7 protein-coding genes are annotated in these 12,580 nt (G+C 61.3%); 6 read left to right on the forward strand and 1 reads right to left on the reverse strand.

All coding sequences use genetic code 11. The annotated features are described in order from the left end of the window. Window positions 1-64 precede the first annotated feature (64 nt). From O4H31_RS14915 to O4H31_RS14935, 5 genes are all read left to right on the forward strand, one after another. Entirely contained in the window at window positions 65-685 is a 621-nt protein-coding gene (locus tag O4H31_RS14915; protein ID WP_067624320.1) for a response regulator transcription factor, read from the forward strand. Between the two features lie 418 nt (window positions 686-1,103). Further along, the gene (locus tag O4H31_RS14920; protein WP_269347011.1) at window positions 1,104-1,616 is read left to right on the forward strand and encodes a hypothetical protein; all 513 of its coding nucleotides are present in this window, start codon (window positions 1,104-1,106) and stop codon (window positions 1,614-1,616) included. 58 nt (window positions 1,617-1,674) lie between these two features. Beyond that, window positions 1,675-4,308, forward strand: a complete 2,634-nt coding sequence (locus tag O4H31_RS14925; protein ID WP_269347013.1) for a beta strand repeat-containing protein — start codon at window positions 1,675-1,677, stop codon at window positions 4,306-4,308. A 121-nt stretch (window positions 4,309-4,429) separates the two neighbouring features. Further along, complete coding sequence (locus O4H31_RS14930) at window positions 4,430-10,171, forward strand: hypothetical protein (RefSeq protein ID WP_269347015.1); 5,742 nt, start codon at window positions 4,430-4,432, stop codon at window positions 10,169-10,171. A gap of 225 nt (window positions 10,172-10,396) precedes the next feature. Beyond that, on the forward strand, window positions 10,397-11,119 hold the full coding sequence (locus O4H31_RS14935) for a hypothetical protein (RefSeq protein ID WP_269347017.1): 723 nt from the start codon (window positions 10,397-10,399) through the stop codon (window positions 11,117-11,119). A 164-nt stretch (window positions 11,120-11,283) separates the two neighbouring features. Here O4H31_RS14935 and O4H31_RS14940 read toward each other — a convergent pair whose 3' ends face one another. Then, window positions 11,284-11,589: a M24 family metallopeptidase gene (locus O4H31_RS14940; protein WP_269347019.1), complete on the reverse strand. Its 306-nt coding sequence runs from the start codon at window positions 11,587-11,589 to the stop codon at window positions 11,284-11,286. Between the two features lie 349 nt (window positions 11,590-11,938). Here O4H31_RS14940 and O4H31_RS14945 point away from each other — a divergent pair, with 349 nt between their 5' ends. Then, window positions 11,939-12,580, forward strand: coding sequence for a 2-hydroxychromene-2-carboxylate isomerase (locus O4H31_RS14945; protein ID WP_269347021.1), 642 nt, complete (start codon window positions 11,939-11,941; stop codon window positions 12,578-12,580).

A 12,580-nucleotide genomic window follows, 5' to 3' on the forward strand; every position in this document is an offset into this window, starting at 1 on the left:
TTTTCAAACGGGCACACTCTACCCATTAGACAACGCCGGCCATTTGGGCTTCAGGAGATCTATTATGTCTTTGCGTATTTTAATTGCCGATGATCACGACATGGTTCGAGAGACCATTGCCATGTTCCTTGATGCCGATGGGGCGACCGTCACCGAAGCGGCATGCGATCTGGCCGGTGCCTTGGACAAGATCAAGTCCGAGCCGCCCTACGATCTGGTTCTGCTCGATTATACGATGCCCGGAATGAAGGGGCTGCAGGGCCTGCAAACCGTGCTTGGTATCAACGAGGGCCGCCCCGTCGGTCTGATCTCTGGCACCGCCACCCGGCTGATCGCCGAACAGGCGTTGGAAATGGGGGCAATCGGCTTTTTGCCCAAAACCCTGCCCGCCAAGTCACTGGTCAACGCGGTCCGCTTTATGGCCGCCGGGGAGACCTATGCCCCGGTCACCTTCATGTCGGGCAAAGACAATCCCGAAGAGACGGATTTCGAGAAAGCCTTGTCAGAGCGTGAGCGCCAAGTGCTGCGCGGATTGATGAGCGCGCAGTCGAATAAAGAGATCGCGCGCGACCTCGATCTGCAAGAAGTGACGATCAAACTGCACGTAAAAACACTTTGCCGAAAACTGGACGCAAAGAATCGTACGGATGCAGCGATCATTGCGCGCGACGCGGGCTTCGTTTGAGGCCCGTTTTCGCCGCCTGAAACGCCCCGGTCCGGACCCTGCGCGCCCCCCCGTAGCGCGTCCAATTTGCCCTCTGGCTTGTAAACCATAATCGCCCGCCCCGCGCGGGCTTTTTTGCGTTTATCCTATGGCGTTTTGCACCGAATCAGAAATTCGGAAACTGCATTTTTCCTGCAAAATTAACCATCTGTCCGCCCCGCCCCCAGCGCCATTCCGGCGCCAAATGATAGGCCGGGGCGCGACCCGATAGGGGCGCCTATCCTTTCGACTAACCGTCTGACCAGAGGCTCAGCGAGTTAACCCTTCGCTCAGATGATATCGGTATCCGGTTCCCCGAAGATGAGAACAGGACAACGCAATGAGCGTGTCCGTTCATTGCAACTGCCGGCTCTTCACCGGCCCACAAGGGAACTACTAGATGCGTATCCATATCTCCCAATTATCCAAGACACTCATTGCGAGTACGGCCTTGTCCCTCGCGGGTTTCGCGGCTGCCGCCGACGCGCTCACGAGCGAATTCTCCTTCCGCGTGGTGGAAACCAATGCCGAGGGCGAAGAAGTCCTCGTTGCGCGTGAAACGATCCGCCCGGGCGAGGTGATCTCTTATGAGCTGCGCCACCAGAACACGACCGAAGGCGCGATGGAAGGGCTCGTCATCGCCGCCCCGGTTCCCGATGGCGTCTCTCTCGCCCTTGGGGCCGAAGTGACCTCTGTCGCCGCGGTCTTTGAAGTCCAGGCCGAGATGGACCCAGAGCAGGAAGGGCTGGAATGGTCGACCGTTCCCGCCACCCGCAAGGTCGTCGATGCCAATGGCAACATGATTGAAGAGCCCCTTCCCGAAGAAGCCGTCGCCGCTGTGCGCTGGACCCTCTCGGAACCGCTCGAAGCAGGCGCCTCCGCCTTCAACAGCTACCGCGTGCGCCTGAACTAAGTCCGGCGCCTCTCTCTCCACCCTCTCTCCAACTACTATAGAACTAGGGAATATTAACGTGAAAAACCATACAACCTTCCTGCGCTCCGTGAGCGCCGTTGCTCTGACCGCCGTGATCGGCACTGTCGCTTTCGCGGCACCCGAAGCGGGTTCGGTCATCGGCAACCAAGCCGTCGCGACCTATACCAACGCGGCGGGCGACACGATCACGGTAACCTCCAACACCGTTGAGACGATCGTTCAGCAAGTTGCCGGCGTGACATTGACCTCCGACAACTCCGAGACGATCGCCCCCGGCGGCAAGGCCTTCCTGCCGCACATCATTACCAACGATGGTAACGGCCCGGATGCCTTCGCTCTTACCGCGGTGGAAACCGACACCGGCACGCTTGATACGTCGCAGCTGGTCTTCTACCCCGACGCCAATATGGACGGCGTGGCAGATAGCGCCACACCACTGACCGAGACTCCGACCCTTGCCCCGGGTGAGCAGTTCGGCATCGTGATCGAAGCCTCCGTCGCTTCCACCGCGACCGGCTCTGACACGATCACCGTGACGGCGGCCTCGACCCTCGACGGCACCGTGCTGAGCACCAACACGGACACGCTGACAATCTCCAACGACGCGATTGTCGAGTTGGTCAAATCGATGACAGCGGACCCGGCCTCAGGCGGCAATCCCAACATCATTGACGCAGGCGACGAAGTGACCATCACGCTGACCTACTCCAGCACCGGTCTCGCTGCCGCCAACAACTACTCTGTGCAGGACGTGCTCGATGGCCGCCTGACCTACGTTCCCGGCTCGGCCCGCTGGTCTGACTCTGCAACCCCCCTGGATGATGACAACGGCTCCACCGTCGTGGACACCACAAACGGCTCCGGCGAGACAATCGCTTGGGACTATGATGACGGCCAAAACGTCAACTTCCTGATTTCCTCCGTCGGTTCTGGCCGCTCGGGCGAGGTGACCTTCCGTGCTGTGATCGCGGATACCGCCAATGCAGGCATCATCACAAACGTGGCGACACAAGACGTTGATGGCGTAGCCTTTCCGCCGTCGAACACCGCATCCGTCACCGTGGACAACCAATATGCGGTGGCGATTGCCGATACCGCGATCAACTCCAACGGCACTGCGAATACGGCGATTGCCTCGGCCACCGATGATGACGCGGCAAACAACGATGTCGTCACGGAAACCGGCGATGTCTACCAAGGTGGCGTGATCCGTCAGGAATTCGTGCTGACCAACCTTTCCAACAGCCCAGACAGCCTGCAACTTGACGTGGCCAATGTGGACTTCCCCGCAGGCACAACCTTCCGCTTTGTCGGGGCAGATGGTGTCACACCGGTGGTAAGCTCCGTTGGTCCCCTGGGCATCGGCGATAGCGCCAAAGTCACGTTGATTGCTACCTTGCCGACAAACGTCGCACCAACAGCCACCACCAACTACACCGCGACAATCACCACCACGTCGGACAACTCGGGCGTCACTGACGTATCGACCGCCGAATTCTCCGGTGCGGTGCTTGCAGCTTCGGTTGACCTTGAAAACGCTGTGGTCGGTTCCGAGGGTGATGGCGCGGCCCCGACAAACGGTGGCAACCCGTGGGTCACCCAGTCGACAGACCCCGGCGCACCGGTCGTCTTTGACATGCTGGTCGAAAACAACGGCCCGACCTCGGACAGCTTCAACCTGTCGCTGGATCAGGCCCTGCCCGCAGGCTGGACGGTTGAGTTCCAACTGCCAGACGGGTCGATTGTGTCGAACACAGGCACCATCCCGGCAGGTGGATCGCAGGCTATCCGCGCGGTCATCACCCCGGCAGATGACGCCCTGCCCGGCGATACTTTGGTCGACATCGCGGTCGTCTCCTCCGTCTCGGGACAGGGTGACCGTATCGTCAACCAAGTCACGGTCAACGAAATCTACGACGTGAAGATCATCGAGAACCAAAGCGCGCAGGCTTCGCCGGGTGGTATCGTGGACATTCTCCACACCATCTCGAACGAAGGGAACGTGGCCATCACCGAGGCGTCGATCACCGAATCCGGTCTGACCAACTTCTCCGGCGCGATCTTCTGGGACCAGAACGGCAACGGCGTGATCGATCCATCCGAGCCGGTGATCGACAACTTCGATGACCTGACCGACGGCGTTTCGCCGGGTGTCAACGGGCTTGCTCCGGGCAACAGCATCTCGCTGATCTACCGCGTGCAGACGCCATCGACAGCCACCCAAGGTGTCTCCGAAGTCGGCACGATCTCGATCAACAACACGTTGAACGGTACCGGGACTGATATCGACCAGACCAACAACGCCGTCGAAGACCGCGTGGTCATCATCTCGGGCGATGTCACACTGAGCAAGTATCAGTATATCGACGCGGGCTGCGATGGCACCGTGGGCACCTTCACCAAGACCCGTCTTGATGTCGAGCCCGGCCAGTGCATCCGCTACATGGTCGAGGCCGAGAACACGGGCGCCTCTGCGGCGGACAACGTGATCATCTCGGACGCCGCACCGGCCTATACCGCGGTCACGAACTGTGGCGGTGCCTGCCCAGAGAGCCTGTTCCCGGGCACCAGCACGGCCACCGTCACCTCGACCAACGTATCGAGCACACATGGTACGATCCTTCCTGGCGGCTTTGCCCGGGTAGAGTTCACCGTGCGGGTCGACGACTAACCGAACTCTCCGGCACCCCCGGGCTGAGCAACGCTCACCCGGGGGTGCCCCCCCTTCTACCCCCGTTTCCGTCTCCCCAATTATTTCATGCCCTTTCCAGGGATCGCACAGGAGCAAGCTGATGCGCAGTTTCCTTATGTCTAAAGCCCGCCCGGCTCTGGCCCTGATCAGCGCCTCCGCAATGAGCCTGAGCCTTCTGCCCCACACTGCCGCCGCCGCCCCGGCCCCCGCCGGGTCTTTTATCCGCAACGTGGCAGAAGTCAGCTATTTCAATACCTCCCTGGGCATCATGGAACGGGTCTTCTCAAACCCGGTTCGGGCCGAAGTCGCCGCAGTTCCCGGGCTGGAAGTGACCGGCTACTCCGACCTTCTGCTGACCCGCGGTGCCTTTGGCCGCTACCATTTCGACGTGATCAACACCGGCAATGTGCCGCTTTCCACATCGCTCAGCATTGGCGAACAGGGCAGCGCCCAAATGATGTCCCGCCAATCGCTTTTCCCCGACCTGAACGGCAACGGCCTGATCGATGTCGAAGACCGGGCGGTCGACATGTCTGTGCCCATCATGCTCGCGGCGGGAGAGCGGCTGCAACTGATCTATGAGTTCCGCATTTCCGCAGAGACCCCTGTAAGCACCCAGTTCGCCAGCATGTTGACGGCCTCGGCTGTGACCGAGGATGGCCAAAGCCTGAGCGAAGAAGCGGTGGGGGTCTCGCGCGTCGAAGAAGGCGGGCTCGAAGTTTCCAAAGAGCAGGTCGTCTCGGAAAACGACGAAGGCGCGCTCATCACCTACACCCTGCGGCTGCGCAACGATTCTGAGCGGGACGCCTTTGGCTATCCGCAGATCGACGGCCAGCCCATCGTTATCGACGGCACACCCCGGACCGGTGTTTTGCTGCGCGATGCGATCCCGCTGAATACCGTGTTCAACACGGTGCAGGATTCGGGGACCATGACGGCCCTCGTTCATATGCGCGGCGCCCCCGCGCACCAATACCTCAGCGTGGTCCCCGCAGGGCTTTCCCACGATGTGGATGCGGTGGCCTTTTTCCATGAGGGCGACTACGCCATCGGCCATGCCACCGATCCCAGCTTTTCGGTGCACGTGCCTGCCGCCTTGGGCAAGGTCGAGGTGCACAACACCGCCTCCGCCTTTTACAACAACCAAGAGAGCACCCTACTGCTGGCCTCCAACACCGTGATCTATGACCGCGAGTCGGAGACAGCTGGCACATTGGTGTTCGAGCACCCCGAAACCGGCGCCGATCAGCCCTATGGCACACCGGGCAGCGACACCCGTCTGCGTCTCACCTCAGGCACCTGTAACGTCAGCACCGAGGTCGACAGCACAGCGGTGACGATCCGCAGCATGCTGACCGGCGACGTGGAAACGATCATCGCGACCGAGACGGGCGCGAATACCGGCATCTTCCTCACCCCTGCCCTGCCGTTGGCGCAGATGTCGCCCGCCCTCGCCGGGGATCAGGTCATGGCCACAGACTTTGGCGACAGCTTCATCGCCACGGCGACCTGCGACAGTGAGGTGCTTGAAGACGATCTGATGATCAACCCCGGCAACTTCCTGTTCAACTCCGTCTCGAACGCCCCGGTTGCCGATGTGTCTGTCGCCCTTGTCGATGCGCGTACGGGCAATGAAATGGCCCGCACGCAGACTGACCAACGCGGGTTCTTTACCTTCTCCGAAATGCCCGAAGGCGACTACCGCTATGCCGTGATGGATGCGCCCGCTTGGATCTTCCCCTCCGCCCGGCTGGACTATGCCGGGATGGGCCGCAAGGTGATGGATGCAGGCTGGGGCAACGCCTTCAACCACGCAGGCGGCGCGCTTTTCGTCTCCGATATTCCGGTGGATCCGAATTACGGCACGCCGCTGGCCTTGGACAAGGCTGCGGACCTCGACAGCGTGGGCCATGGTGAATTCGTCACCTACACGCTCAGCTTTACCAACAACATGCACCAGGCCCTGATCGGTGGCGAGGTCCTCGACCGCCCGGCCTATGGCGTGAACTTTGTTCCCGGCACGGTCACCCTTAACGGTGAGCCGCTGGACGATCCGCAAGAGATCGGCAACGGCGATCTGCGCTTTGACGTGGGCATGCTCGAACCGCTGACAAGCCATGAGCTGTCCTATGTGATGCAATTCTCTGCCGCAGCCCGCGAAGGCCGGATTGAAAACACCGCGATCCTGTCGGGCCGCCAAGCAGGCACCGGGGCGCTGCAACAGTCGCAGACTGCCCGCGCTATGGTACGGCTCGACAATTCGGGCGGCGTCTTTGCCCGGCAGGGCACCGTTCTGGGTGCCGTGTTCATGGATTGCAACGGCAACGGTCTGCGCGACCGCGCCAAGGATGAGCCGGGCATTCCCGGCGTGCGCATCGTAACCCAAGAAGGGCTCTTCGTTGTGACCGATATCAATGGCGCCTATTCGCTCAACGGCATGCGCCCGGTGACCCACGCTTTCCTCGTGCAGCCCGAAACCCTCCCCGCTGGGAGCGCGGTGCAAGTGACCCGCACCAACGATCTGCGCCGCGGTGGGTCGCGCGTGGTGCCGCTGAAAAAGGGCGAGCTCAGAACCGAGAACTTTGCCGTGGGCCAATGCACCCCCGAAGCGCTCAAGGAAGTCAGCAAACGTCGTGACCATTTCGCCGGGAAACGTCAGACCCCGGGCGTGAATGCAACCGATCTGCCGATCGACGGCCAGCGCAGCAGCACCCGGTCGGTGCGCGGCGAGGCTGGCATCGCCACCACCACCCAGCTGACCCCCGGCATGGTTGCCGCACAAAACGAAGAGGCCGGAGTCGACGCCTCCTCTGTGGCTCAAGCAGCCCGTGCCTCGGCGCAGCACCAAACGCTCGACAGCATGATCCCAAACCTTGATAGCGCCCCCGGCTTTGTCGACTTTGCCGAAGACACCGCCGTCACCCGCGCCACCCAGAACATCCGGATTAAGGGCAAGGCTGACTTGACGCTGACGCTTTTGGTGAACGGCCGCGAGCTTGGCGGCGACCGGGTAGGAGAGCGCACCAGTCTGGAAAAGAACAACGTGCAGGCGCTGGAATATGTGGCGGTGAAACTGGGCTCGGGCGAGAACGTGCTGACGCTGGTGGGCCGTGACGGCTTTGGCATCGAACGTGTCCGCAAAGAACTGCGCCTTACCGCGCCCGGAAAACCCGCCCGGATCGAGATCCTCTTGCCGGAAACCGCCGCGGCCAATCCCGCTTCTGTGGTGCCGGTGGTGGTGCGCGTACTCGACGCCCGGGGTCGCCCGGTGCCCGCATCCGGCACGGTGACCCTCTCGGCCCGCCGGTCGCTTTGGGATGTGACCGACATCCGCAGCAGCGCGCCCGGCGTGCAGGCCTATCTCGACAATGGCGAGGCGACCTTTAACCTGATCCCACCGCAGGCCTCTGGCCCCGATCTGATCACCGTTCGGTCGTCCTTTGGCGAGGCTGAAGCGCGGCTGACCTTCACCCCGGATCTGAACGAACGTGTACTGATTGGCGTGATCGAAGGCGCGGTATCGCTGAGCGGGAACGCGGGCAACGTCATCGAAGAAGACCGCATCAGCGCTTTCGAAGACACGACAACAGGCATCCGCGGTGAGCTTTACCTCAAAGGGGTGATCCGTGGCGACGCCCTGCTGACCCTGCGCTACAGCTCGGACCGTGACACCGAAGACAGCCTGTTCCGCGACATCCGCGGAGAGGAATACTACCCCGTCTATGGCGACAATTCCGAACGTGGTGCCGATGCGCAATCTTCGTCCAACCTTTTCGTGAAGGTGGAGAAGGGCCGCTCTTACGTGCTCTACGGCGATATCGCCATCGAGCCTGAAGCCAGCGCGTTGAAACTGGGTGGCCTGCAACGTGTGGCCACCGGCGCCAAAGGTCACTGGGAGAACGACCGCGTATCGGTCACCGTCTTCGCGGCCCGCACCGCGCAGGAGCAGCAGGAACAGGAAATCCGCGGGCGCGGTGTTTCTGGCCCCTATGACCTTGACCTAAGCGGCTATGTGCAGGGGTCCGAGCGTGTGGAAATCCTGGTTCGGGACGAAGATGGCGGCGATATCCTGTCGGCCACGCCCCTGCTGCGCGGCACCGACTACTTACTCGACTTCTTCCGCAACACGATCACCTTCGACACGCCGGTTCGCCAGTTCGACCTTGACGGCAACCCCGTGTCAATCCGCGTGACCTATGAGGTCGAAGCCGAGGGCGCCGAGGCCTATTGGCTCTACGGAGGCGAGGTGAACTATGCCCTGTCCGAGCGAACCTCCATCGGCGCCCGTGCGGTGCATGCCGACGCCCCCCTTGGCAACACGGCCCGCCAGCGGATGCACTCTGCCTATATCCAGCACGAAGACCGCCAAGGCGGCCTGTGGGAGGCCGAAGTCGCCCGCTCAGAAAACGCCATGGGCGAGAACGACACCGCTGCGCGCCTGTCCTACGAGCTGAAGACAGAGACCCGCCATTTCGCTTTCGAGGCGATCCACACCGGGCGCGATTTCTACGCTCAGGGCGGGCTGGCCCGCCCGGGCACCAGCCAAGTCCGCCTAAGCTATGGCGAAGAAATCGATCAGCGCAGCGACATCGCCTTTGGCGCGGAATACACCCGTGACCGGGTCAACGACAGCGCCCGGCTGACCGTGGATGCGATCTATTCGCGGCATCTGAGCAAGACCCTGCGCGGCGAGATTGGTCTTGAATACAGCCGCGACCGCACCGCCAGCGGCAGCGAGACCGACACCGCCCTCATCCTCGGCGCGCATTGGACCCCAGCGGCCCGTCCCGGCACCGTGATCGAAGCCCAGCTGCGCGCCCCGCTCGGTGGTGACGCCCCCACTGAACTGACCCTCGGCCTCTATGACGAGCCCAAGAACGGTTGGCGCGTCTATAATGAGATCGAGCTTCAATTCGGCAGTGACGAGCTGGTCACCCGCGCCGCCTATGGTTTCACCTACACGCTGAACGAATGGGTCACTGGTCGGACCGAGATGACCAAAGCCGGCGGCACAAGCGACACTACCATGGTGCAGGGTCTGTCGGTCGATTGGGACATCAACGAAAGCACCAATCTGCGCGCTGACCTTGAGCATTCGCGCAACCTTGAGACCGATGACGGTGAGCTGACATCATTCGCAATCGGCACAAGCTGGCAGTCGGCGGATGGCGATTGGGTCGGCGATGCCGAACTGGAGACCACATGGGAAGAGTCCGGCAAAACCCACTACGCCAGCATCGGCATCGCGGGCAATGTCACCCCGGACCTGGCCGTTCTGGCGCGCAGCCGTGCGGCGCTCGACCGGCGCGATGGCGAAGACTCCCGCCGTATGCGCACCCGCATCGGCGCAGCCTATCGTCCCAAGGACAACGCCCGCCTTGATGTGCTGGCATGGTACGAACACCGGTTGGAAGAGAAACACGCCAGCACGGAAACACACCTATGGTCGATCGATGCGAATTACGAGATCGACGCCGACCTTCGGATCAACGGCAAATATGCCGGCCAGTACCAAAAGATCGGCACCCATGCCGGCGCGGCGGCCAATACCACCACGCAGCTGATCCAAGGCGGTCTGAACTACGAATTCGGCGATGACCGTTTCCAACTCGGCCTCAACGTCACGCATCTGTGGGACAGCGAGGGCAACTCTTCCAATGGGATCGGCGCCGAATTCGGCTTCACCCCGCGCGAAGGTGTCCTGCTGGCGCTCGGCTACAACAAGGCCCGTGGCCGGGTGGCCGGGCAAAGCGGCCTCTATGACGAAGGGTTCTATTTCCGGTTCAACCTGCTGTTGGACAATTCACTCTGGACCCAGTTCGACCAATTCCTCGGAAGCTGACCGGGAGACTCAGCCCCGAGGGAGAGCCACGTTCCAAGCGCATCTGGAACGTGGCTCATTTCTCTTTCAGAGCGCTGCTGCGCTCCAAAGGTGACCTGGCCTATTCCTAGCGCCGGACCGGCTATCCTTTCGAGACGCTAACTAGCTGTCCGCATTAATGAAATATCGATTTTAAGCGCGCATGATCAGGGTCAACGCAACATCCAACCCAGATGGGAAACCCAGATGAAAAAGCTCGCTGCCAGCACTGCCTTTTGCCTGATCGCCGCCACCCTTTCCGGTGCGGCAAATGCAAATGATTTCGCCCGTTTCGACAGCAGGAAGATCGCCGTCACCGGCTTGAATTTCGCCCTGTCGCCCTCCGCTTCGGAGGACCGCATTTACCTTAACCGCAGCATGATTAAGACGACCGCCAAACGCGCACCGCGCAAGCTTGCCATTCCCACGCGCGGAGGGCCATCCGCCGCTGTGCGCCATGTCATCGCGTCGGCTGAGGCCGGGGGCAAAGGCTATGACGCAGTGCAACACGGGGCACGGGTCAAGCCGCCGAAGCGCCCCACAAGCATGACCATCGGCGAAATCTACCGCTGGATCGCGGCCACCCCCGGCCAGCCCCATGCGATCGGGCGCTACCAGTTCATCCCCAACACACTGAAAACGCTCGTCGCCGAAGCCGGGCTTAGCAAAAGTGACATCTTTACCCCACAGGTCCAAGACCTGTTGGCCGATCTATTGCTCGAAGATGCGGGCTTTACCCCCTTCATGAAGGGCAAGATCAGTCGCCATCGTTTTATGGAGAACCTTGCCCGCATCTGGGCCGGGCTGCCCACGTCTACGGGCCGGTCCTATTATCACGGCCATGCGGGCAACCGGGCCGTCATCACGTGGAATGAGTTCGACAGCCATATGAAAAGCATTTTTGAAAACATGGCACGCGGCACCTCCTAACCACGGGCCCCCTTCTCTCTCTTTTCTCTCTGTCTCCCTCCAGGCCAAAGCGTGTGTATTTTCGCCGCTTTGGCCACTTTTTTTGCTGCGTCGCTGCACCTCGCGCGGCATTTCCGAGAAGTTTTCCAGACCATCGGCGCGCAGGATCAAGGTCTTCTCCAAGCTTACGGCGAAATTGCATTCCAGGTAGATGCCCCGCTCGTTCGAAAAGACATTCGATCGGCCAGTACCGGGTCGGAATGCGTCGCGACATAATAACGCGGCCCATGTAAGTCACTGCCAAGACCATGGCCCAGGCGGTGCAGGACAATCGCATCGTACCCTGCCTGCGTGATCACATCGCTGTTGCCCCAGCCCGCCGTCGCCACGATGGCCGTCATGTGCCAGAAGGTCTGGTCTCTGAACAACGGTTGAACCGATAACGCCGCCTTCTGGTATGCGCTGGCGCTTTTCATCGTGGCCTCGGCCAAAGACCGCCGCCTCCGGTAGGAGGGCGGAACCCAGCGAGCATACGCGTCGTTAACCCTATGAACATGCCCTAGGAGGAATGGCTCATGTGGACGTACGAATTTCTGATACTGATCGCGGCCGCGGTGGCTTTGGCACTCGTGGCAAAGCAGCTCCCCCAGCCCCGGCAGGCACGCGCGCTTGCGCCCCGCCCGCGTGCAAACACCACACCCAATCGTCGGTATTGAGCGACTTTCGCTGATTTAGGTGTTCTGCTTTTAGCGCTTTCGCGATTCTACCCTCAACTTTCGGCCCCCGTCCTTGCCTGCACATTGGTTTCCGCCATGATGCGCGCAACAGAGGGAGCTGACGTTGGACACGATTGAATATTTCTACTCCGCCCATTCCGCTTACGCCTATCTTGGGCATCGCAAACTGCTGGAGATTTGCGCTGCCCGTGGTGCGAAGCTCATCCACCGCCCCTTTGATCTATATCCGGTGATCGCAGCTGGCCGGGTGTCCCATTTTCGTGGCTTCACCCCCCATTATATCGACTATTTCTTTGGCAGAGAGATCACCCGTTGGGCGCAGTACCGCGGGCTGGACATCCTCAACCACCGCCCCACGCATCACGACAATTCGCTCGACCTTTCAAACGGTTACCTAATCGCCGCAGCGCGGGCTGGGCGCGATGTCGATGCGCTTTCCTTTGCGATTCTACAGGCACATTGGCGCGATGATATCGATCTCGCGAATCCCGAGCATCTGCGCCGCGCGACCGCTGCGATTGACCCCGACAGCGACGCTCTGATCACGCAGGCGATGGATGCAGACGCTCAAGCCATTCACGCCAAGAACACCGAAGAGGCGATCGCCCGCGGCATCTTCGGCTCGCCCAGCTATTTCCTAAATGGAGACATGTATTACGGCCAAGACCATCTGGAATTGATGGATCACGCCTTCGACCGGCCATACCGCGACACGGGCTTTTACAATCCGCCGCGAGACGGGTGA

This window comes from Sulfitobacter dubius (assembly GCF_027214245.1).
Taxonomy (GTDB): Bacteria; Pseudomonadota; Alphaproteobacteria; order Rhodobacterales; family Rhodobacteraceae; genus Sulfitobacter; species Sulfitobacter dubius_A.